This window comes from Sorangium sp. So ce1504, from assembly GCF_051521635.1.
GTDB classification, from domain to species: Bacteria; Myxococcota_A; Polyangia; order Polyangiales; family Polyangiaceae; genus Sorangium; species Sorangium cellulosum_B.
The window spans coordinates 9,716,797-9,741,452 of record NZ_CP150365.1 but is presented as its reverse complement, the minus strand read 5'-3'; the positions used below and the strand labels follow the sequence as shown (position 1 = coordinate 9,741,452).

The 24,656-nt window shown below is 70.4% G+C and carries 4 protein-coding genes; 3 read left to right on the top strand and 1 reads right to left on the bottom strand.

Features of this window, described 5'->3' with window-relative positions:
• Positions 1-229 precede the first annotated feature (229 nt).
• The 3 genes from WMF39_RS36665 to WMF39_RS36655 all read left to right on the top strand — a co-directional run bounded on the left by WMF39_RS36665 (position 230) and on the right by WMF39_RS36655 (position 13,596).
• The gene (locus tag WMF39_RS36665; protein ID WP_437741119.1) at positions 230-6,199 is read left to right on the top strand and encodes an AAA family ATPase; all 5,970 of its coding nucleotides are present in this window, start codon (positions 230-232) and stop codon (positions 6,197-6,199) included.
• Positions 6,196-8,340, top strand: coding sequence for a response regulator (locus tag WMF39_RS36660; protein ID WP_437741118.1), 2,145 nt, complete (start codon positions 6,196-6,198; stop codon positions 8,338-8,340). Before WMF39_RS36665 ends, WMF39_RS36660 begins: the two co-directional genes overlap by 4 nt.
• A gap of 159 nt (positions 8,341-8,499) precedes the next feature.
• On the top strand, positions 8,500-13,596 hold the full coding sequence (locus WMF39_RS36655; RefSeq protein ID WP_437741117.1) for a protein kinase domain-containing protein: 5,097 nt from the start codon (positions 8,500-8,502) through the stop codon (positions 13,594-13,596).
• An 18-nt stretch (positions 13,597-13,614) separates the two neighbouring features.
• Here the strand turns inward: WMF39_RS36655 and WMF39_RS36650 are convergent, their stop codons facing one another.
• Positions 13,615-24,645: an amino acid adenylation domain-containing protein gene (locus WMF39_RS36650; protein ID WP_437741116.1), complete on the bottom strand. Its 11,031-nt coding sequence runs from the start codon at positions 24,643-24,645 to the stop codon at positions 13,615-13,617.
• Between the last annotated feature and the right edge of the window lie 11 nt (positions 24,646-24,656).

Sequence of the window (24,656 nt, the reverse complement as noted above, 5' to 3'; positions counted from 1 at the left end):
CCGGTTTGGTTCAGCGCTCATGGTGCCTGACAAGCTGACTGGTGCGGGGGGACAGCTCGCGAAGGAACCCGCTCGGTCGCCGATTGGCGCAGGGACGACCACGGCCTTGTCGTGCAGCAGAGGTCGCCCGAAAAAATCCCCGGAGGGAGGATCGCCGGTCGCATTCCGTCCTGCTCGACACTACGATGATCCTCCGACAGCAGCGCCCCTGAAGGATGCGAGGGGGGCAATGATGGAGCTGCGGGATTACACGCTGGAAAAGGTAATCTACGACGGCAACGAGACACGGGTATGGCGCGCGGTCCATGTCCCCTCGGGGGCGCGCGTGGCGATCAAGATCCCCGTGGCCGAGGTGGCCAGTCCGCGCGTGATGGGGCGGCTGATCCACGAGCACCAGGTGCTCATGCAGCTCGCCGAGGTGCCCGGGGTGGCGCGCGCGCGGGCGCTGGAGCAGCGGGGCGGCACGGCGGCGCTGGTGCTGGAGGATCCCGGCCTCGGGTCGCTCGATCGCCTGCTCGCCAAGCAGGGGCGCGTGCCGATCGGGGCGGCGCTGCGGCTCGGCCGGCTCCTGTCACGGGTGCTCGAGGGGGTGCACGCCGCCGGCGTGATGCACAAGGACATCAAGCCGCAAAACGTGCTGGTGGACGAGGCGTGCGAGAGGGTCACGCTGCTCGACTTCGGCATCGCCTCGCTGCTGTCCCAGGAGGCGACCGAGGCGAGCATCCCCGAGGCGCTGGAGGGGACGCTGGTCTATATTTCCCCGGAGCAGACGGGGCGCACAGCGCGCGCGCTCGATACGCGCACGGACCTCTACTCGCTGGGGGTGACGCTCTTCGAGGTGATGTCGGGGCGGCTGCCGTTCACGGAGCGCGATCCGCTCTCGCTGGTGCACGCGCACCTGGCCAAGGACCCGCCTCCGCTCGACGCCGTCGCCCCGGAGGTGCCGAGGGCCGTGGCAGCCATCGTGGCGAAGCTCCTGGCCAAGGATCCCGAGCGGCGCTACCAGACGGCCCGCGGCGCGGCGGAGGATCTGGAGGAGGCCCTCCGTCAATGGGACGAGCGGGGCACGGTGGAGCCGTTCGGCCTGGGAAGAAAGGACTTCTCGCGCAAGCTCCGGTTGCCGCAGGTGCTCGTGGGGCGGGAGCGCGATGTCGAGCGGGTGGGCGAGTCCTTTGCGCGCGCCGCGCAGGGCATGACGGAGCTCCTGCTCGTCGGCGGCCCCTCGGGCATCGGCAAGACGGCGCTGGTGCGCACGGTCTACAGGGATATCGCGCAGGCGGGGCGCGGGCTCCTGATCGCGGGAAAGCACGATCAGCTCGCGCGGTCGACGCCCTATGCGGCGCTGGCGCAAGCGTTCGGGGCGCTGATGCGCCAGTGGCTCTCCAGCTCGGAAGCGGTGCTCGAGGCCTGGCAGGAGCGGATCCGGCGCGAGGTCGGGGACAACGCGCGGCTCATCGCGGACGTCGTGCCGGAGCTCGACCTGGTCATGGGCAAGCTGCCGCCGGTGCCGCCGGTGGAGGGCGAGCAGGTGCTCAACCGGCAGAAGCTCACGTGGCTGAATTTCGTGCGAGCCGTCACGGCGCCGAACCCGCCGCTGGTGATGTTCCTGGACGACATGCAATGGGCCGACAGCGCCACGCTGATCATCCTGCAGACATTGCTGACGGACGTGGAGCGCAAATCGCTGCTGGTGATCGCGGCGTACCGCGACAACGAGACGCCGCCCGAGCACCCGCTGTGGAAGCTCGTGGAGGCGGTGGAAAAGAGCGATGCCAACGTCTCGCGGATGACGGTGGGCCCGCTGTCGGCAGAGCAGGTGCAAAAGTGGTGCTCGCGGACGCTGGAGAGCGAGCCCGCGCGGGTGGAGCCGCTGGCGCGCGTGCTTTCGCGCAAGACCCGCGGAAACCCCTTCTTCCTGGAGCAGCTGCTGCTCTCCCTGCACCGGCAGAAGCAGGTGGTGAGGGACCCGGAGACCGGGGCGTGGCGGTGGGAGCAATCGTCGCTGGAGAAGGCGGGCGTCACCGACAACGTGGTGGCGCTCCTGACGGACAAGGTCCGTGAGATGCCCGAGCCGACGCAGCAGCTCCTGGGGCTCGCGGCCTGCGCAGGCCACACGTTCCACCTGCACGACCTGGAGCGGCTCAGCGGGTGGGAGCGCGCCCGCGTGACGGGGGCATTATGGCCGGCGCTTGACGCAGAGCTGGTGGTGCCGGTCGATGGGGCCTACCGCCCCGCGCAGGCGCTCGGGGTCATCGGCGCGGCGGCGATGGACGCGGCCTACCGGTTCCTGCACGACCGCGTGCAGCAGGCGAGTTATGAGCGGATCTCGCCGGAGCAGCGGGTGCTCGCGCACCTCGAGATCGGCCGTCGGCTAGAGGCGCGTTATCGGGCCGAGGGGGGGACGGCCCAGCAGTTCCTGGAGCTTGTGCGGCACCTGAACCTGGGCGCGGCGCGGCTCCGGTCCGTGGAGGAGCGCAAGGAGCTCGCGCGGCTGAACCTGGAGGCAGCGCGCGCCGCGATGGCGGCGAGCTCGTACCGGTTGATGACCCACCTGCTGGACAGCGCCCAGGCGCTCCTCGGCGAGCGGGCCTGGGAGCAGGAGCGCGCGCTGTCGGTGGAGATCGGGCTCGAGCGCCTGGAGGCCGCCTATCTGCTGCGGGAGTTCGACGACGTCGAGGCGCGGGCGCTCGCCTTGCTGGACAGGCCTCTGCCGGAGGTCGCCTGGCTCTCGGCGCAGGAGATCCGCACGCGCTGCTGCGTCGCCACGGGCCAGTACACGCGGGGAATCGGGCTCGGGATGGCCGCCCTCGCGAAGCAGGGCATCACGTTCCCCGACACGGATGAGGCGTGCCAGGTCGCGCTCCTGCGAGAGTCCACCGCGCTGGATCACTGGCTCGATCACGAGCCGGACGGGTTTGAACGAATGCCGGTCGATCCGTCGCTGGAGCACCGGCTCATCGATGCCCTGATGACGCAGGCGCAGCTCTGCGCGATCTACGGTGGCCGGCCGATGCTGTATTCGCTCGTCATCGCCCGCATCGTGTCCGAGGCGATACGGCGGGACGCGCTCACGCCCGCCGCCACCCTCATGATCTGCAGCTTCGCCAACGCGTGGTCGGTGGCGACGGGCATGTATCGCCGCACCATGCGCTGGCTCACGCCCGGGGTGCGCGCCGCAGAGCGGGTGGGCTCCGCGATGCTCCCCGAGTGCCTCGCGCTCAAGGGGATCTACCTGGGCCACTCGAGGCCCATCGATGAAGCGTCCCCCGTCTATGAGCAAGCCATCGCAGCCGGCCTGAAGATCGGGTCGTTTCAAGGCACGAGCTGGGGGCTCCTGTGCGACTTGCTCTACTACCGGCTGTGGCGCGGCCTGCCGCTCGGCCAGGTCGATGCGCAGCACAAGGCGCGCTGGGAGCTGGTGCAGCGCGCAGGGGACGCCGTCGGACGACACCACTTCGAGCTGGTCGCGTCCTTTTGCGATGTCTTGATGTCTCCTGACGGCGCCAAGCACCTCCTGGAGGAGGAGCCGTTGCCGCGAGGCTCTCGCTCCCTCCTTGCCGACGGGGATAGGTACACCGGAGGGTTCGCTCGTACCCTGGAAGGGTATCTGTTCTGCGCCGTCGGCAAGTGGGAGCGGGCGCTGTCGAGGATGCGGGAGGCGGAGCAATTCCAGGCAGACCTCCTCGGGATTCCGATGGTGACAGACATCGCGCTCTTTCTCGCGCTCGCAGCAGCGAAGCGCTGGCCCGACGCCGTCACGGACGAGGAACGGGCGCGGCTGCGGCAGCACATCGAGCACAGCCTCGCCCGATTGCGCTACTTCACCGAAGGCTGCGAGGCCAATTTCCTCCACAAGCTGCGCCTCGGCGAGGCGGAATACGCCCGCGTCCTGGGCAAGCCCGAGGAGGCAGCGGCCAGATACGACGAGGCCATCGAGCTGGCCCGCGAGCACCGCTTCCTGCACATCGAGGCCCTGGCAGCCCAGCTCGCCGCCGAGTCTCGGCTGGAGGAGGGCAAGAGCCACGTCGGGGCGATGTACCTGCGCGAGGCGCGCGACGCCTACGCGCGCTGGGGTGCTGACGCGGTGGTCGCCCATCTGGGCGCGAGGTATCCCGCCGTGCTCAAGGCGTCCATGCACGAGTCGGCCTCCGAGCGCACGACCGTGACGGCGACCACCACGACAACGGGCGGGTCCACGGGCGCGAGTTTCGACGTGAAAACCGCGGTGCGCGCGGCGCAGGCGCTCTCGGGCGAGCTCGACCCGGGGCGCGTGGTGGGCCGGCTGATGGAGCTCACGCTGGAGAACGCGGGGGCGCAGCGCGGCGCCCTGGTGCTCAGCGAAGGGGAGGCGCTCTCGGTCGTCGCTCGGCTCTGGGTGGAGGGGACCCGCATCGAGGCGGGCCTGTCGGAGCCTCTCGGGCAGAGCCACGACGTGCCGGTTTCGGTGGTGCAATATGCGGCCCGCACGGGCGAGCCGGTGGTGACAGGCGACGCGAGGTCCGACGCGCGCTTCGCCGGCGACCCGTACCTGGCATTGCACGCGGTGCTCTCGCTGCTGGCGCTGCCCTTGACGCATCGGGGCCACGTGGTGGGCGTGCTGTACCTGGAGCACCGCGACGTGCCGTCGGCGTTCCCTCCGGCGCGCGTGGAGCTCTTGTCAGTGCTCGCCTCGCAGGCGGCGATCGCCGTCGAGAACGCCGTGCTGTACCGGGACCAGGAGGTCAAGATCCAGGAGCGGACGGCGGAGCTGCGGATCGCCAAGGAGGCGGCCGACCGCGCCAATCGAGCGAAGAGCGATTTCCTCTCGAGCATGAGCCATGAGCTGCGCACGCCCCTCAATGGCATCCTGGGCTACGCTCAGTTCCTCATGCGAGCGCCCGAGCTCTCGCCGCAGAGCCGCGAAGGGGTGCAGATCGTGAAGAGATCGGGCGAGCACCTGCTGGCGTTGCTCAATGACCTCCTGGACCTCGCGAAGATCGAGGCCGGCAAGATGGAGCTCGTCCCCCGGAGGTTCGACTTTCCCTCCTTCGTGCACAACGTGGTGGATCTCTGCGGCGTGCGCGCCGAGCAGAGGGGCATCGCCTTCACCCACGAGGTGCGGGGCCCGGCGCTCGCCGCCGTGCACGCGGACGAGAAGCGCTTGACGCAGGTGCTCCTGAACCTGCTCGGCAACGCCATCAAGTTCACCGAGCGCGGCGCGGTCACCCTGCTCGTCGACGTACTGGACGAGGGCGGAGATGGGCAGCGCGACGTGCGCTTCCGGATCGAGGACACGGGCGCCGGCATCGCCCCGGAGCACCTCGCGCGCATCTTCGAGCCCTTCGTGCAGGTGGGAGACCAGAGGGCGAAGAGCGAGGGCACCGGGCTCGGCCTCGCCATCAGCAAGAGGATCATCGAGCATATGGGCGGGACCATCCATGTCGAGAGCGAGCTCGGCAAAGGCAGCGCGTTCATCGTGACGCTCACGCTCGCCGAGGCGCTCTCTTCCGCGGCCGCCGACGAGGCCCCGGCGTGGGCCACGATCACCGGGTATCGCGGCGAGCGCCGCAAGATCCTCGTCGTGGACGACAACCCCGGCAACCGCTCTTTGTTCTGCGATCTGCTGGTCCCCATCGGCTTCGACCTCGTCGAGGCCGACGGCGGCGAAGCCGCGCTGCGGCTCGCCCTGGAGCACAGACCGGCGCTGATCCTGATGGACCTGGCCATGCCAGGCCTGGACGGCTATGAGACCACGCGCCGTCTTCGGCAGATGCCCGAGCTCGGCGGGGTGGTGATCCTGGCCTCGTCGGCGAACGTCACCGCCGCCGAACAGCCGAAGGGGGCCCACGCCGGCTGGGACGACTTCTTGCCGAAGCCGGTGCATGCCAGCCTGCTCTTCGAGAAGATCGCGCGTTTCCTGCGCGTGGAATGGACGCATGAACCGGTGAACGCCGCCGCCCCCACGGCGGTGAAGGGGGATAGCGCGCTGGTGCCGCCCTCGGCCGAACAGCTCTCGCTGCTGTCGCGGCTGGTGGCGTCGGGCCGTATCCGGAAGGTGCTGGCGGAGGCGGAGCGGATGCAGCAAAACGAGCCGCGACTCGGCCCCTGGCTCGATCAGCTCCAGACGCTGGCGCGGACGTACCAGATGCGAAAGCTGCAGGAGTTCGTCGAGGAGCACGCCGCGGCAGGCCAGGTGGTGGCCGACGGTCAACGATCATGAGCAGAGCCTCTGCGCCCGGCGCTCGTGAGCCCACGATCCTCATCGTGGACGACATGCCCGCCAACCTGGCCCTGCTCGTGGATCATCTGGAATCCGCGGGTCATCAGGCGCTCGCCGCCGAGGACGCGGAGGCGGCCCTGAAGCGGGCCAGCCTCATGAAACCCGACCTGATCCTGCTGGACGTTGTGATGCCCGGGATCGACGGGTTCGAGACATGCCGGCGCCTGAAGGCGGCCGAGAGCACCCGGGACATTCCGGTGATCTTCATGACCTGCCTCGGAGAGGTGGCGGACAAGCTCGTGGGGTTCGAGGCGGGGGGCGTCGATTACATCACCAAGCCGTTCGAGATCGAAGAGGTGCTCGCGCGGATCAGGACGCACCTGAGCTTGCGCGAGGCGCAGAAGGAGCTCGAGGCGAAGAACGCGCAGCTCCTGCGTGCCCACCAGGAGCTCGAGCAACGGGTGCGAGAGCGCACGGCCGAGCTGGCGAGCTCGAACGCCGCTCTCGAGGCGGAGAACGCCGAGCGCCGGCGCGCGGAGGTCGCTTTGCGCGAGAGCCAGCACCTGCTTCAGGCCATCATCGACAACTCCACGGCGGTCATCTACGTCAAGGACCTCGAAGGACGCTTTTTGATGGTCAACCGCCGCTACGAAGAGTTGTTTCATGTGACCGCGCGGTCGATCGCCGGCAAGACCGAGTATGATTTGTTCCCCGCGGAGTGCGCCGACGCATTTCGCGCTTTCGACAAGCGGGTGGCGGCGGCCGGGGGGCCGCTGGAGATGGAAGAGATCGTGCCCCAGGACGATGGGCTCCACACGTACATCTCGATCAAGTGTCCGCTCTTCGACGAGTCGGGCCGGTCGTATGCGGTTTGCGGGATCTCCACGGACATCAGCGATCGAAAGCGGACCGAGGCGGAGCGGGAGATGCTCCTCTCCCGCGAACAGGCGGCGCGGGCGGAGCTCGAGCGTACCGGGCGGCTGAAGGATGAGTTCCTGGCGCTGCTGAGCCACGAGCTGCGGACGCCGCTCACCGCGATCCTCGGCTGGTCGCAGCTGCTCCGCATGCGCGGCCCATCGGACGAGATCCTGGGCCGGGCGCTCGGGACGATCGAGCGGAACGCGCGGGCGCAATCCAAGCTCGTCGACGATCTCCTGGACATGTCGCGCATCGTCGGCGGGCGGCTGAGCCTCGACGTGGAGGTGGTCGATCTGGCCGAGATGCTCGAAACGCTGCTGGAATCGGCGGAGCCGGCGGCGAAGGCGAAGGGGATCCGCCTGGAGCTCAGCGTCGAGTCGGCCGGGGAACAGGTCATGGGGGACCCGAATCGCCTCCAGCAGATCGTGTGGAATCTGGTCAGCAACGCGATGAAGTTCACGCGGCAAGGCGGGCAGGTGAAGGTATCGCTGCGCCGCGAGGGGACGTACGCGCGCCTCGCGGTGAGCGACACGGGGATCGGCATCGCGCCGGAGTTCTTGCCGTACGTGTTCGAGCAATTCCGGCAAGCAGACGCCTCGACCACGCGCGAGTACGGCGGGCTGGGTCTGGGTCTCTCGATCGTGCAGCACCTGGTGGAGCTGCACGGGGGGACGGTGGAGGCGGCCAGCGCGGGGAAGGATCAGGGGGCGAGCTTCACGGTGAAGCTGCCGCTTTTGGCCAAGCACGTTGAGGCGCTGGCCGGAGGAGAGCCGCCGCCGATGCCGCAGCGCCGGCCGTCATGGCACCGCGCCGGGGAGCTCTTGAGCCTGAAGGGGGTGCGGGTGCTGGTGGTGGACGACGAGCCGGACACGCGAGAGCTGCTCCTGCGGATACTGGCGGAGTGCCAGGCGGAGGTGCGGACGGCGGGTTCGGTCGTGGAGGCTCTGGCGGAGATGGAGCGGGACCAGCCGACGGTCCTGGTGAGCGACATCGGTATGCCGCACGAGGGCGGGTATGAGCTGATCCAGAAGGTGCGGCAGTTGCCGGAAGAGCGCGGGGGGAGCGTGCCGGCGCTGGCGTTGACCGCATTTGCGCGCGCCGAGGACCGCGCGCGGGCGCTCATGGCCGGATACCAGATGCATCTGGCCAAGCCGGTGAAGCCACCGGATCTGGTGGCGCACGTGGCGACCTTGGCCGGGCGAATCCATGGCGGGGCGAGATGAGGATCGACGCCGCCTGCTCCGATCCGTTCGCCGCGCACGCTGGGCCCGGCGCGCTCCGAGACCAACTTCATGCCCGCACATTGTGGACTGGTGCACCCGGGTTGGAGAGCACGGCGGCGCCGGGGTAGATTTCCCTCGAATGGCCGTGCGGACCGCTTGATGCAGCGCACAGAAGCGCTCTACAACTGGTCCATGATCGGTATCCCCGGGTACACCCTGACAGGCCTCATCCACGAATCCGCTGCGTCGACCGTGTACCGAGGATACCGCAACGAGGACCGGGCCCCTGTCGCGGTCAAGCGCCTCAGGAACGAGCGCCCAGCGCCGGCCGAGGTCGCGAGGCTTCGCTACGAGTACGCCATCGCCAAGGAGCTCGCGCTGCCAGGCGTGGTTCACGTCCTGGGCATCGTGAAGATCGGGGCGAGCCTGGCGCTCATCATGGAAGACGCCGGGGGCTGCACGCTCCATGAGCTCATCACGGCACGCTCCCTCACGCTCAAGGACGCGCTCCGGATCGCGATATCCATCGCGAGCACGCTCGAATCCATTCATCGGGGCGGGGCCGTTCACATGGACATCAAGCCGCAGAACATCATCGTCGAAGCGTCCACGTGGAACGCCAAGATCATGGACTTCGGCAGCGCCACCCGCCTCTCCCAGGAGGCACAGCGGCCGAGGAGCCCCGCCGCCTTCGAGGGCACCCTGGCGTATATGTCGCCGGAGCAGACCGGGCGGATGAACCGCGTTATCGACCTGCGCACGGACCTCTACTCCCTGGGGGTCACTTTGTACGAGATGGTGACGGGCAAGCTCCCTTTCCCGACGAAGGACCTCCTGGAGCTCGTGCACTGCCACATCGCCAGGCTCCCGCCGCCGCCGGCGCGGGTCTCGCCCGACGTACCGCGCTCCGTCTCTGACATCATCATGAAGCTCCTGGCGAAGAGCCCCGATGATCGGTACCAGGGCGCCTACGGGCTCCGGATGGATCTCGCCGAGTGCCTCACGCAGCTCGAGGCGGCGTCGGCGATCGAGCCGTTCGCGCTCGGGCGCCACGATTACGTGGACGCGCTCCGGATCCCGCAGAAGGCCTACGGCCGCGAGGCGGAGCTCGCGGTCCTCGAAGGCGCGTGGCGGCGCGTCAGCCAGGGCGCGAGCGAGCTGCTCCTCGTGTCCGGCCACGCCGGTATCGGCAAGTCGCTCCTCGTCGGCGAGATCCAGAAATCCATCGCGCAGGGCAAGGGGTACATCGTCGCTGGCAAGTTCGACCAGCTCAACCGGACCGTCCCCTATGCGGCCGTGGCGCATGTCTTCCGGGAGCTCGTCCGAGCCCTCTTGACCGAGCCCGCGGAGGCGCTCGCGCTGTGGAAGGAGCGAATCGCGAACGCCGTCGGGCAGAACGGCCAGCACCTCGTCGACCTCATCCCCGAGCTCGAGCTCCTCCTCGGCCCCCAGCCCGGCGTCGAGCCGCTCGGACCGACCGAGGCGCAGGCCCGCTTCCACCTCGCGTTCAGGAAGTTCTGCAGCGCCATCCCCGCACAGGAGCACCCCCTCGTCGTCTTCCTCGATGACCTGCAATGGGCGGATCCGGCCTCGCTCAAGCTCCTCGAGCAGCTCCTGACCGAGCCGGAGATCAAGCATTTCCTCGTGATCGGCGCGTACCGCCACAACGAGGTCGACGAGAGCCACCTGTTCTCGATCACCCTGGGGGAGCTGCGCAAGGCCGGGGTAGCTGTCGGCGACATCGACCTCAAGCCGCTCGAGCTTCCCGTCGTGACGCGGCTCCTCGCCGACACGCTCTCCTGCGACCCCGAGCGGGCCGAGCCGCTCGCGCGCCATGTGATGAGCAAGACCCACGGCAACCCGTTCTTCATGAACCAGTTCATGAGGGCGCTGCACACGGAGAAGCTCGTCTCCTTCGATCCGGCCCGGCGCGAGTGGACCTGGGATCTGCCGCGCATCCAGCGGATGAAGGTCACGGACAACGTCGTCGACTTCATGGCGGGCAGGCTCCTGGAGCTCGATGGACGCGCGCAGCGCACCCTCACGCTCGCCGCGTGCATCGGCTATCGCTTCGACCTGAAGACGCTGGCGAGGGTGGCCGGCAGGCCGCGCCGCGAGGTCGCAGGCGAGCTGTCGGCGGCGCTCCGCGAGGGGCTGATCCTCGCCGTCGGCGCGGACTCCAGGTTCTTCGACGCGGCCCTGAGCGGCGCGATGACCGGCGAGGCGGACGAGCCGGAGCTCGCGCTCGACGCCGCCTACCGGTTCTTGCACGACCGGGTCCAGCAAGCGGCCTACCGGCTCCTCGACGAGCCCCGCAAGCAGGAGATCCACCTCCAGATCGGGCGGCTCCTGCTCGCGGACAGCGACCCTGGCGACATGGAGGGTGAGGTCTTCGAGGTCGCGACCCACATGAACCTCGGCGTGCCGCGGATCACCGATCCGGAAGAGCGCGTCGCGCTGGCGCGCTTGAACCTCGAGGCGGGCAGGAGGGCGAAGTCCGGCGCGGCGTACGAGGCGGCCGCGGGCTACTTCGAGGCCGGCACGAGCGCGCTCGGCCCGGAGCGCTGGGACGAGCGGCACGATCTCACCTTCGCGCTGACCACCGGGCTCGCGGAGTGCCTCTGCCTGACAGGCCAGTTCGACGCCGGCGAGCGGCTGTTCGACGCGCTCCTCGAGCGCGCGAGATCCCCGCTGGACGGCGCGCAGGTCCGCAACCTGCGCATGTCGTTCCACCTGATGCGCGGCGACCTCTCCGAGGTCGTGCGGTGCGGCCTCGAGGCGCTCGCGCTGCTCGGGGTCGACATCCCCGCGGCGGCCGAGGAGCAGCGCGCGCTGCTCGGCAGAGAGCTCGAGGCGATGCAGGCCCACCTCGCGAGCCGCCCGATCTCCGCTCTCCTGGGGCTGCCCACCGTCGCCGATCCAGAGAAGCAGACCGTCCTCCGTCTCCTCGCCGACATGACGCAGCCCGCCTCCGCGCTCGGGCTGCCGGTGCTCGGTCCGCTCACGCTCATCATGCAGATCAACCTCGCGGTGGAGTGCGGCACCTCGAGCACCACGGCGTACGCGTGCGTGCTCTATGCGGCGCTCCTGATCGACGGCGTCTTCGAGCCGAGGACCACCGACGACCGGTACAAGGAAGCCTACCAGTTCGCCAGGGTCGGTATCGAGCTGAACGAGCGGATCCCCAACCAGCGCATCACGTGCATGCTCCTCCTGACCTTCGCGTGCATTCTCCATTTCTTCGAGCCGCTCCGGGACACGGTGAAGCTCCTGGCCCGCTCCCGGCAGGCCGGCCTCGAGTCGGGAGATCTGGCGTACGCGTCGTACTGCTGCATTCACATGATCTCGGCGAGCCTGAGCCTCGGCGACGATCTCGGCGCGGTGGCCGGCGAGATCGAGCAGGATCTCGCGCTCATGCGGAAGACGAACGACAAGCTCACGACGCTCATCCTCACGTGCGCAAGGCAGGTCGTCGCGAACCTCACGGGGGGCACCGCCGGGACGCACACCCTGAGCGACAACACCTTCGACGAGGCCGCCTTCGCCAGCACGGTCTCGGTCCCGGAGCTCAGCTATGTGGCCGCGTGGTACCACACGCAAAAGGTCCAGCTGGCCTATCTCCACGGCGATTACGGCGCCGCGCGCGCGCTCATGGCCGCCGCGGAGAAGATGACCGCCGGCTGCGTGAACAACTTCTGGGCGACCGAGCTCGTCTTCTATTCGTGCCTGACCCTCGCCGCCTCGTGCGACGGCGCGCCGGCCTCCGAGAAGGAGCGGCTCGTGGCGGCGCTGTCGGCGCACCGGGAGAAGCTCGCCCGCTGGGCCGAGCTCTGCCCCCGGAGCTACGCGCACAAACATCTCCTCGCCGAGGCGGAGATCGCGCGCGTTTCGGGCGGCGACCGGCACGCCGTGGCGCAGCTCTATGACAGGGCGATCGAGGGCGCCGAGGAGGCCGGGTTCACGCGCGATCAGGCGCTGGCGAGCGAGCTCGCCGGGAAGTTCCACCACGCGAACGGCCTCACGCGGAGCGCGCGCGCCCACATGACCGACGCCCACCACGGCTACATGCAGTGGGGAGCGACCGCCAAGGCGGACCGCCTGGCGGCCGAGGCGCCGCAGCTCGTGCAGAAGGTCGCGCTCACGTCGGCGCCGCCTGGCATGCTGGAGCACGCCCGGGCCGCGGTCCAGACCACCTCGACGACGAGGCTCAGCACCAGCGTGCTCGACGTCGAGGCGGTCATCCGGGCCGCTCAGGCCATCGCCGGCGAGGTCGTCCTCGACAGCGTGGTCAGCCGGCTGCTCGACATCGCGATCCAGAACGCCGGCGCGAAGAAGGGGGTCCTCGTCCTGGAGCGCGATCATCAGCTGATGATCGAGGCGTCCATCACCGTGGATCCGAACGCGGTGAGGGTCGGCCTGCTGCTCCCCGTCGAGGGCAGCGCCGAGGTCCCCGCCTCGATCGTGCAGTACGTCGCGAGGACGATGCAGCCGGTGGTCCTCGCGGACGCGAGCCACGAGCCTCGCTTCGCCGCGGATGCATACGTCGCCGCGCACAACCCGAGATCGATCCTCTGCCTGGCGATGGTGCACCAGGGGCGCACGAACGGCGTTCTCTATCTGGAGAACGACACCGCGACCAACGTGTTCACGCCGGCCCGGCTGGAGCTCTCGAAGCTCCTGCTGGCGCAGGCGGCGACCGCGGTGGAGAACGCCGTGCTCTACGCGAACCTGCACAGGCGCACGGAGTCGCTCCGCCTCGCCGAGGAGCAGCTCAGGGTCGAGTTCTCGGCGCGGGAGCGGAGCGAGCACGCGCGCGTCGAGCTCCAGGAGGAGATCATCCGCGTGCAGAGCGCCCGCCTGGCGGAGCTCTCCACGCCCATCATCCCGATCACCGACCGGATCATGGTCATGCCGCTCATCGGGATGATGGATCGGCAGCGGGCGGAGCAGGTTTTGAGCACGGCGCTCCAGGGGGTCGAATCGAGCGGCGCCGAGGTCGTGATCATCGATATCACCGGCGTGAGGACGGTCGACGGCGACGTCGCGAGCACCCTGATGAACGCCGCCGTCGCCCTCCGGCTGCTCGGGGCGCAGGCGGTGATCACGGGCATCCGCCCCGACGTCGCACAGACGCTCATTCGCTTGCAGATCGACCTCGGCGCGGTGGTCACGCAGGGGACGCTCCAGAGCGGCATCGCCTATGCCCTGCAGCGGGTGGGGGGCCGCGGCGCGCCCCTCGGCGCGCGCCCGCGGTGAGGAGCGGCCGGGGCGCTCTCAGTGTGACGGCGGGCCGCTCTCGGGCACGCTCTCCGCGCCGAGCGGCCTGGCCCTCGACCTCCGGAGCGCCCGCCCCTCCTGCGGGTCGGCGAGCGCGGGCCTCACCGCGGCCGCGATGCGCTGCTGGATCGCGCGGGCGACGTGCGCGACGTGGGGCGGATCCATCATCGTGAAATGGTTGCCAGGCACCACCTGGAGCGCAAACTCCCCTCGCGCGAGGTCCATCCAGGCATGGACGGCGACCGCGTCTTCCGGGCTGATCTGCTCCCGCGCGCGCAGGAACAGGACGCTGGCGTCCGTCGGCTGCGGCGCGTAGCTCGCGAGCGCCTGCCACGTGCTCGTGACCTCGGCGCGGAGCCGCGCGTCGTCCTCCATGGCAGCCATGAAGCCGCGGTATCTCTGCGACGCGATCGCCTGGATCTTCGCCATCTCGTGGGCCAGGGCGCTCGCCGGAGAGCGGTCGCTCGTTCCCTGTACGCTGCCCGTGTCCAGCAGCAGCAGCAAAGGCACCTTGCGCCCCAGCGCGAGCAGCTGCTGCGTCATCTCGTACGCGACGACGCCGCCGGCCGAATGCCCGCCCAAGAGGTACGGACCCTCGGGCCTGACGCTCAGGATCTCCTCCACGTACCGGGCCGCGATCGCGGGGACGGACATGGCGCTCATGAGGCTCGGCTCGCTCGGATCCGCCCCGGTGGGTTGAATCCCGTAGACGGGCTGCTCGCTGCCCAGGCGCGGCACCAGGGGGCGATAGAGGTGGACCGTGCCGCCGAGCGGCGGGATCAGGAACAGCGGCGTGGCGTTCGGCGCCCCCGCCTGCAGCGAGACGAGGAGCTGTCCGGCAGCGCGCCTGGCCGTGAGGACCGCGGCGCTCCCGCTCCGCTGCGTCATCGCGGGGCTCAGGGGCGCCGGCGAGCTCGGAGGCAGCGCTTCCCGGACGCGCTCGGTGAGCACCGCGACCGAGGGAGGACCGGACGACGCCGGCGGACTCCAGATCTTCGGCGGCAGGGATCGCACCGTGGCCGGGCCCACGGTGCAGGGGGTGTCGAGCACGTGGGCGGTGCGCTCGAACGGGTACGTGGGGAGCGGCACGCGCCTCCGGCGCTCGTCCCGGGAGAACGCGGCCCAGTCCACGTCGACGCCGGCGCACCAGAGCCGGCCCACCGCGGCGAGCAACGCCTCGAGGTCGCCGGCGCCCTCGCCCGGGCCCGCCAGGGTGGTCGCGACCCGTCGCTCCGCGCCCGGGTGCCGCGACGCCACGGAGGCCAGGGTGGAGCCGGGCCCGACCTCGAGGAGGGCGCGATCGGCCGACGCGAGCAGCGCGGCGATGCGATCGTCGGGGCTGGCGGAGCTCGTGGCCTCCTCCTCCGCGCGCCCGCGCAGCGCGACCAGCGCGACCGCGTCGTCGAGCGAGAGCGTGCCGCCGACGCACGCGGCGGCGACCTCGCCCACGCCGTGCCCGAACAGCGCGGCCGGGCGGATCCCCCACGACATCAGGAGCTGCGCCAGGGCGTATTCGGTCGAGAAGAGGGCGGCCGCGCGGAGGCGCGGAGAGCCGATCTCCGCGCCTCCGGAGGCGCGCCCCTGCGCCTCGGGGAAGAGCCAGTCGCGGAGGTCGACCGACAGCTCGCGGCGGAAGCGGTCGGCGCATTGGTCCATGCTCTCGCGGTAGGCGCGCTCCTGCAGGTAGAGCTCGCGCCCCATGCCGGCATGCTCCGCGCCCGCGCCGGGGAACATGAAGACGACCTCCGGAGGCCGCCTGCCGGCGACCTGCGTGAAGATGCGGGCGGGGTCGCGCCGATCGAGGCAGGCCGCGCCCGAGGCCGGATCCGCGCACACCACCGCGCGGCGGTGCGCGAAGGGCACCCTGCCGCGCTGCAGCGTGAACGCGACGTCGGCGAGCGAGCGCTCCGGCGCGCGCCGCAGGTGCTCGGCCAGCCGATCGGTGCTCCTCTCGAGCGCGGCGCGCGTCTTCGCCGAGACGACGAGCAGCTGGCAGCGCCTGGACGGGCCGGACGGCGCCGTCTCCGGCGCCTCCTCGAGCACGGTGTGCGCGTTCGTGCCGCCGATGCCGAAGGCGCTCACCGCGGCGCGGCGCGGGGCTCCGCCGCGCTTCCACGCGCGCGGCGCGGAGCTGACGAAGAACGGGCTGCTCGCGAGATCGATCTCGGGGCTGGGCCGGCGGAAATGGAGCGTCCCGGGGATGAGCTCGCGCTCCAGCGAGAGCGTCGCCTTGATGAGGCCGGTCACCCCGTTCGCCGCGCGGAGGTGGCCGAGGTTGCTCTTCACCGAGCCGAGCGCGCAGAAGCCGACCCTATCGGTCGCCTTCCGGAACACCCGCGCCAGCGCGGCCACCTCGATCGAGTCGCCGAGCCGCGTGCCCGCGCCGTGCGTCTCCACGTACGTGATGCTCTCCGGGCTCACGCCGGCAGCGGCGTGGGCCCGCGCGAGGGTCTCGACCTGCCCCTCCAGGCTCGGCGCCGTGTAACCCACCTTGAGCGCGCCGTCGTTGGTGACGGCGGATCCGCGGATCACGGCGTGGATCGTGTCGCCGTCGTCCAGCGCGTCCTTCAGCCGCTTGAGGACGACGAGGCCGACACCGCTGCTCGCAACGATGCCGCTCGGCTCGGCGTCGAAGGGCCGGCAATGGCCGTCGGGCGAGGTGACCCGGCCTTCCTCGTAGAGGTAGCCGATCCTCTTCGGCGTGAGGATGCCGACGCCTCCCGCGAGGACCATGTCGCTCTCCCTGGTGAGGAGGCTCTGGCAGCCGAGGTGCACGGCGACGAGCGACGTCGAACAGGCCGTCATGACGCTCACCGCGGGCCCCCGGAGCCCCAGCTTGTAGGCCACGCGCGTGGTCAGGGAGTCGGTCACGTTCCCGGTATAGATCCGGTGGTGCTCCGAGTTCGGCGCGGCCGGAAGCGGCCCGACGTGCTCGATCCAGTAGCTCGGCGCGTCGCTCCCGGCGAATACGCCGATCGGCTTCGGGTAGGCGAGCGGGTTGTAGCCGGCGCTCTCCATCGCTTCCCAGGCGCATTCGAGGAAGACGCGCTGCTGCGGGTCCATGAGCACGGCGTCCTGCGCGCTGTAGCCGAAGAACGCCGCGTCGAAGCACATGACGTCCTCGATCACGCCGGCCGCCGGAATGAACCCGGGCGACCGGTAGAGCTCCGACTCCACGCCGAGCGCCTTCAGCTCCTCGGGTGAAAGGAAGGAGATCCCCTCGCCCCCGCCCTCGAGCATCGACCACAGCGCGTCGACGCTGCGCGCCTTCGGGAAGCGACCCGCCATTCCGATGATGGCGATGGCGTGCTCGGGGAGCGCCTCCCGCGCGGGCGCTTCGGTGGCGGGGGCCGCGGCGCCGCGCTCGCGCCCGGAGGCCGCGCTCTCTCCCGGGGCGGTCGCCCGAGAGCCCCTCTTCAGACGTGCAGAGAGGCTGCGGATCGTCGGGTACTGGAACAGCTCCATGAGGGGCACGTCGTCGCCGAGCCGCGCCCGGATCCCCGCGCGGACCCGGGCGAGGAGCAGCGAGTGACCGCCGATCTCGAAGAAAGGATCGTCGAGGCCGACCTCGTCGATGCCGAGCACCTGGCGCCAGATCTCGGAGACGATCACCTCGATGTTCGAGGCGGGCGCGGGTGGCTCCGCCCGCGGCTCGGGTCTCGCGCGATCGTCGGCCGGAAGGGCCGCGATATCGACCTTCCCGTTCGCGGTGAGCGGCAGCGCGTCGAGCTTCACGAAGGCGGCCGGAACCATGTAATCGGGGAGCTTCGCCGCGGCGAGCTCGCGCAGGCCTTCAGGCATGACGCGCGCCTTCTGCCTCCGGAGAGGGCTGTTCGCGAGCGACCGGGCCGGCGAGATCTCCCCGGGCCGCGCCTGGACCCAGGCGCGCGGCCGCGGCGCGCCGCCCTCCGAGCGTTCGACCGAGCGCTCGAAGACCACGTCCATGCAGCCTGGACCCGAGGTCCTCGACGCGGTGATCCGGACAGAGCAGCCGAGGCGCGCGCCGAGCGCCCACAGCGCCTCCGGCTCGATCGCGGCCGCCGCGCTCCGTGCAGCGATAACGGCGCGGTCCAGCTCGGCGCCGCCCCCTTCCCGCAGCCGGCTCGCGGCGACCACGTCGGCGTACACGCGCGCGTTCGGGATCCCCAGGACCAGAAGCGCGCCGGAGCCCCCCTCGCGCAGCGCTCGCTCGACGCCCGCGAGACCCTCCGAGGCAGCCCAGTCCAAGGATCGGCCGATGGCGATGGGCTCGGGCGCCACGCCCACGCGCAGGACCACGTCATAGCGGAAGCGCGTCATCTCGTCGGCGTACGAACCCCGCTTGAGCCAGCACTCCACGTGCTCCACGCCCGGGACCTGGCCGGGCAGCGCGTGAAAGAACTCGGGCGCGAGGACGAGCTCTTCCTCGCCAAGGGCCGCCCGCCGCACCCGGGCAAAGAGCTCGGCCGAGGTCTCGCTCGCGGGCGCGCGGTGAAGCTGCACCGAGGTGTGAAACGCCTCGAGCAGGGGAAGGCTCCTGACGTCGCCAAGGAACACGACGCCACCGGGCGCCGCCGCGCGCACGGCGCCCTCGATCACCGAGCGCAGGTAATCGGCGCTGGGGAAATACTGGACGATCGAGTTCAAGACGATCACGTCGAAGCTGCCCGGCTCGACGCCGCTGAAGTCGTTCGCCTCCCGGCGCTGCAGCGACACATGCGAGAGCGTGCCGCGCGCGAGCTCGGGGCGGAGCAGCGAGATCGCCTTCTCCGAGAAATCGGTCCCCAGGTAGGCGGCGCACTGCGGGGCCAGCTGCAGGAGCAGGAGCCCCGTCCCACAGCCGATCTCCCATGCCCGGCGCGGCTGGAACGAGAGGATCCGCTCGACCGTGTGATCCCGCCATGCGCGCATCGCTCCGGCGTCGATGGGCTCTCCGGTGTAGCTGCTGTTCCAGCCCGTGATGTTGAAGTCCGGATCCACGCCGGCGCCGGCCTTCCCGTAGGTGCCGTCGTACAGCGCCTGCCACGCCGAGACGTGCTCCGCTTGCAGGGCCGGGGCCTGATCCGCGGCGCCCCCGTCATCGAGGCGAGGGATGACGTAGGCGACGAGCCGCTTGTTGCCCGGCGCATCTTCCCGCGCCACCACGACGGCCTCTTCCACGGCGGGGTGCTCGCGCAGCACGGCCTCGATCTCGCCGAGCTCGATACGGTAGCCGCGGATCTTCACCTGGTTGTCGACCCGCCCCAGGAACTCGATGTTTCCGTCAGCGAGCCACCGGGCGCGATCGCCGGTGCGGTACATGCGCGCGCCCGGCTCGTCCGTGAACCGGTCGGGGAGGAACCTCGCTTCGTTGAGCTCGGGCCGGTTCAGGTACCCGCGGGCGACGCCGGCGCCTCCCAGGTAAAGCTCGCCGGGGACGCCCACCGGGACGAGCTCACCGCGCGGATCGAGGAGGTAAACCCGCATGTTGTCGATGGGGCGGCCGATCGACGGGTCGGGGGTCGCAGCCCCGCTGCTCGGCCGCGCCCTCGGCACGACACATGAGGTCGCGACGACGGTCCCCTCGGTCGGACCGTAGTTGTTCACGACCTCGAAGGGGAGCCCTGCGCCTGGCCAGACGCGGAGCTTGTCTCCTCCGGTGAGCAGGTACCGGAGCGCGACGGAAGCAGGCCAGTCGAGGCGCAGGAGCTCCTCGGCCACCGGCGTCGGCAAGAACGAGACGGTGATCCCTCGCGCGAGGAGCCACGCCTTCAGCTCGTCCGGGGAGCGGCGGAGCGGCTCCCCGGGGATGAACAGGCACGCTCCCGCGCACAGATACGGCCAGAGCTCCCATACCGACGCGTCGAAGCCAGGGCTCGCGACGAGGGTCGCTCGATCCGCGGAGGTGACGGCGAAGCGCCGCACGTGCCACGCTACCAGGTTCATGAGGCTCCGGTGCTCCACGAGCACGCCCTTCGGGCGGCCGGTCGAGCCCGACGTGTAGATGGCATAGGCCAGATCCCGGGGGCCCGCGCACACCGGAGGGGGCGACCCGTCGCGCGCCGCCATCTCCGGCCAGTCGGCGTCGAGGCGGATCACCGCGCCCGCGAACGGCGGGAGGCGATCGGCGAGGCGCTCCTGCGTGAGGAGCACCGGCGCCCCGGAGTCCTCGAGGAGGAACGCCAGCCGCTCTCTCGCGATCTCCGCGTCCACAGGGAGATACGCCGCGCCCGCCTTGAGGACTCCGAGGATCCCGACCACCATCTCCAGCGAGCGCTCCGCGCAGATCGCGACCAGGGTATCGGGCGCGACGCCCAGCTCGAGCAGGCGGCGCGCGAGCTGGTTCGCCCGGCGATCGAGCTCCCCGTACGAGAGCGAGCCGCGATCGGACACGACCGCGGCGGCGTGCGGCGCGCGCGCCGCCTGCTCCTCGAACAGATCCAGGACGCGCCGATCGCGAGGGAAATCGGCGCCGGTGTCGTTCCAATCGACGAGCAGCCGGCGCCGTTCGCGCTCCGGGAGCAGCGGCATCGACGAGACGGAGCGCGCGGGGTCCGAGGTCGCGGCGGCGAGGAGCGTGAAGAGGTGACTCAACATCCGCTCCATCGTCGCCCGCTCGAAGAGGTCGGTGCTGTACTCCAGCATCCCGGCGACGCCGCCGGCGCTCTCCCAGGCATAGAGCGAGACGTCGAAGATCGTCTTCCTCGTGTCCGTGGCGATGGCGCGCGCCTCGATCCCGCCGAGGTGGAGCTCGCGCTCCGCGGGCGGCTGCGGCGCGAACACGATCTGCACGAGAGGGCTGTAGCTCGGGTCGCGCTCCGGCTGGAGCTCCTGGACGAGCCGCTCGAACGGGAGCCCGTCGTGCGCGTAGGCGTCCAGGCACACGCCCCTCACGCGGCGGAGCAGCTCCTCGAACGACGGCCCACCGGAGACGTCGATCCGGATGGGGACCACGTTGACGAAGAAGCCGATCGCCGCCTCGAGATCGGCGTGATCCCGGCCCGCGCTCGGCAGGCCGACCAGGAGGTCGTCGCGTTGCGTGGTGCGGTGGAGCAGGACGGCGAACACGGCCAGGAGGACCATGTTCACGGTCACGTTGTTTCGCGCGCTGAGGTCCCGGACCGCCCTTCCGACCTCCAGATCGAGCTGGAACGGGAGGGTCGCGCCGCGGAAGGTCTGGACCGCCGGCCGGACGTGATCGCTCGGCAGCTCGAGCAAGGGCGGCACGTCGAGGAGCCTCTGCTTCCAGCCGGCGAGCAGCTCCGACAGGACCTCTTCGGTCATCTGCTCGCGCTGCCACGAGGCGAAATCGGCGTACTGGAGCGGCGCGTCCGGCAGCGCCGCCGGAGCCCCCCGGCAGAAGGCATCGTAGATCGCCGCGATCTCACGGTAAGCGACCTCGAGCGACCAACCGTCGACGGCGATGTGGTGGATGTGCAACCAGAGGACGTGATCCCGAGGCCCGAGCCGGAGCAGCCCTGCGCGGAAGACGGGGCCGCGCTTCAGATCGAAGATCCTCTGGGCCTCCGACGAGAGGTGCTGCTCCGCCTGGGCCTCTCGCTCCTCCCCGGAGAGGTGCTGGAGATCCGCGACCTCGAGCCGGAAGGAGGCGTCCTCGGCGACGATCTGGACGGGCTTGCCGTCGAGCTCCGTATAGACGGTGCGCAGGATCTCGTGCCTGCGGACGAGCTCACGGAGGCTCCTGTCGAGCTCCGTGACGTGGATGTCTCCGGCGAGGCGGAAGGGACAGAGGCAATTGTAGGCCCTGCTCTCCGGCGCGAGCCGGTGGAGGAACCACATGCGCTCCTGCGCGAACGACAGGGGGATCGATCCCGTTCGGGCGCCTCTCGGAATGGCCTGATCGCTCCGAGCCGCGGCGCGCTCCTTTCCACTGATCAGCGCCGCGAGCGCGGCGATGGTCGGGTGGGCGAAGAGCTGCTGGAAGGTGACGTCGATCCCGAAGGCACCGCGCAAGCGGGAAAACAGCCGGAGCGCGTGCAGCGAGTCGCCGCCCAGCGCGAAGAAGCTGTCGTGCACGCCGACGTGATCGACGCGCAGGAGCTCCTTCCAGAGGTGCGCCAGCTCTTCTTCCAGCTCGGAGCGCGGCGCCGGGAGCGCCCGCCGGAGCTCCGGACGAGCGCCGCTCGGCGCGGGCAGCGCCTTGCGGTCGAGCTTCCCGTTCAGCGTGGTGGGGAACGACGCGAGCACCACGATCGCGGACGGGACCATGAAGCTCGGCAAATTGCTCTCAAGAAAGGCGAGGAGCGCCGGAGCCAACACGCGCTCGTCGCTCGCCGGGTCGCCCTGGCTCGTCCGGTGAGGGACCGCGTAGGCAACGAGCGTCTTTTCCCCGGGCGCGTCTTCGCGCGGCACCACGACGGCCTCGCGTACCTCGGGGTGCTGGGCCAGCACCGACGCGATCTCGCCCACCTCGATGCGGTGGCCGCGGATCTTCGCCTGGTCGTCGACCCGACCGAGGTACTCGAGGTCTCCCGACGGGAGATAGCTCGCGAGATCACCTGTCCTGTACAGGCGAGCGCCTGGGTCGTCGTTGAACGGGTGCTCGATGAACCGCTCCTGCGTGAGCTCGGGCCGGTGGAGGTAGCCGCGCGCGAGGCCCGCGCCGCCGACGTGAATCTCTCCGGGGACGCCGACCGGGACGAGCGCGCGGTTGCGATCGAGGAGGAGCACCTGCGTATCGGGGACCGCGCGGCCGATCATGCTCGACCAGGGCCGCTCGAGATCGGACAGGCCGACAGGGCGGTAGGTGACGAACATGGTGGTCTCGGTGGGTCCGTAGAGGTTGAGGATCGCGGGCACCCTGTCGCCGTGGCGCTCCCACCACGGCTTCAGCGCGGTCACGTCGAGGGCCTCACCGCCGCAGATCACGAGCCGGAGCGCGAGTCGCTCTCTGGCCTCCGGCTCGATCGTCTCCTCGGCGTGAACGAGCAGGCGGAACGCCGACGGCGTCTGGGTGAGCACCGTTACGCCCTCCTCGCCGAGGAGCCTGTAGAACAGCTGCGGCGCGTGGATCACCGGCCGTGGCACGACGACGAGGCGACTGCCGTGGAGGAGCGCGCCCCAGATCTCGAAGACGGAGATGTCGAAGGCGAACGAGTGGAACGTCGTCCACACGTCCTGATCGCCGAAGCGGAACCATCCGGCGGTGGTGTCGAACAGGCGAAGGACGTTGGCGTGGCTGACCATCACGCCCTTGGGCTTCCCGGTCGATCCCGAGGTGTAAATGATGTACGCGAGATTCTCCGGGCCCTCGTTCGGCGCGGGCCCTACCTTGTCCTCGGGCTGCCGCTCGATCATGGCCCGATCCGCGTCGAGGCACACCACCCTCGCGCTCCCGCTCCGGAGCCGGGAGGCGAAGCGCTCCTCGGTGAGGATCACGGGCACGCCGGCGTCTTCCAGCAGGAAGGCGAGCCGGTCCGCCGGGTAAGAGGGGTCGAGCGGGACATAGGCGCCGCCGGACTTGAGGACGCCGAGCAGCGCCACGATCACCTCGAGCGATCGTTCCAGGCAGACGCCGATCGGGACCTCGGGCCCCGCGCCGCTCTCCCGGAGGAGGTGGGCTATCTGGTTGCTCCTTCGATCCAGCTCGGCATAGGTGAGACGCTGTCCCTCGAACACCACCGCCACCGCGGACGGGGTGCGCCGGGCGTGCGCCTCGACCCGCTCGTGCAGCCGATCGCGCGGCGGATCGAACACCTCGCCGCGGTTCCACGCGAGCAGCGCGCGGCGCTCTTCCTCGGTCAGGACCGGCAGCTCCGAGACGCGCTGCTCCGGGTTGCCCGCCGCCCCGCGGAGCAGCACCGCCCAGTGCCCGAGCAGCCGCTCGACCGTCGCGCGCTCGAAGAGGTCTCGATTGTAATCGACGCGCGCGAAGAGGCCCGCATCGGTCTCCTCGACGCGGACGGCGAGCTCGAAGGCCACCTCGGTCGCCTCGAGCGCCACCTCCGTCAGCGTGAGCAGCGCGCCTCGCTTTGGCTCCAGCGTGCTCGGCTCGCTGGAGAAGATGGCCTGGACGAGCGGTGCGCGGCTTGGATCCCGCGGCAGTGAGAGCTGCTCGACCAGAGAGGTGAAGGAGAGATCCCCGTTCTCGCTCCCCTCCTGCAGGGAGCGGCGCACCTGGCGCAGGAGCGCGCGAAAGCTCGGATCCGCGCCCAGCCTGCCCCGTACGGTCACGAGATTCCCGAATGCCCCGATGAGGCCTTGGGTCTCCTCGTCTCGTCCGGACAGCGGAACGCCGATGAGGACGTCGTCCTGGCCGGTATGGCGGTGGAGCACGGCGTGCATTCCCGCGAGCAGGACCGCGGACAGCGCCACGTCCTCCTCCCGGGCCAGCGCGCGGAGCTCTCGCACGAGCTCCTGATCGAGCGCGCACTCCACCGAACCTCCGGCGAAGGTCCGCACCGCGGGCCGCGGCCGATCCGTCCGGATCTCCAGCGCCTCCGGTGCCCCCGAGAGCTCGCGGCGCCAGTGCGCGAGCTGCTCGTCGAGGAGCTCGGCGGTCCTGTGCTTCCGCTGCCGCCGTGCGTGGTCCTGGTAGTGTATCGGCGGCGCCTGCAGCTCGACGCCATGATAGCCGTCGAATAGCTCCGAAAAGAACAGCGCAACGCTCGGTTTGCCATCCGAGAGGAGGGGGTGCATGGAGAGCGCGATGAGGTGGCGCCCTGGATGCACCCGGATGAGGCTCACGCGCCAGAGGGGGCCGCGCTCCAGATCGAGGGGCCGAGCGATCTCCCGGCGGGCCATCGCGAGCGCGGCTCCATCCGAGGCGGGCTGCCCTTCGGCGCCGAGATCCACCTCGAGGAAGTCGATGTCTGCCCGCGGCGAGACGACCTGCACCGGCTGCCCCTCGCGCTCTGCGAAGGATGTCCTCAGGATCGCCTGGCGCGCCGTGAGCCTCTCGATAGCATGGACCAGCCTGGGCACGTCCAGCTCGCCGTCCAGCCACGCCGCGCCCCCTTCGTTCAAGCCTGGCGCGGCGCCTCGACTCCGGGCGAGCACCCAAGCACGTTCTTGCTCCAGTGAGAGCGGGGAATAGGAAATTTCGTTCATCGCGGATGACC

Coding starts and splice junctions, on each gene's coding strand:
- WMF39_RS36665 (WP_437741119.1), top strand. CDS start 230: ATGATGGAGCTGCGGGATTACACGCTGGAAAAGGTAATCTACGACGGC.
- WMF39_RS36660 (WP_437741118.1), top strand. CDS start 6,196: ATGAGCAGAGCCTCTGCGCCCGGCGCTCGTGAGCCCACGATCCTCATC.
- WMF39_RS36655 (WP_437741117.1), top strand. CDS start 8,500: ATGCAGCGCACAGAAGCGCTCTACAACTGGTCCATGATCGGTATCCCC.
- WMF39_RS36650 (WP_437741116.1), bottom strand. CDS start 24,645: ATGAACGAAATTTCCTATTCCCCGCTCTCACTGGAGCAAGAACGTGCT.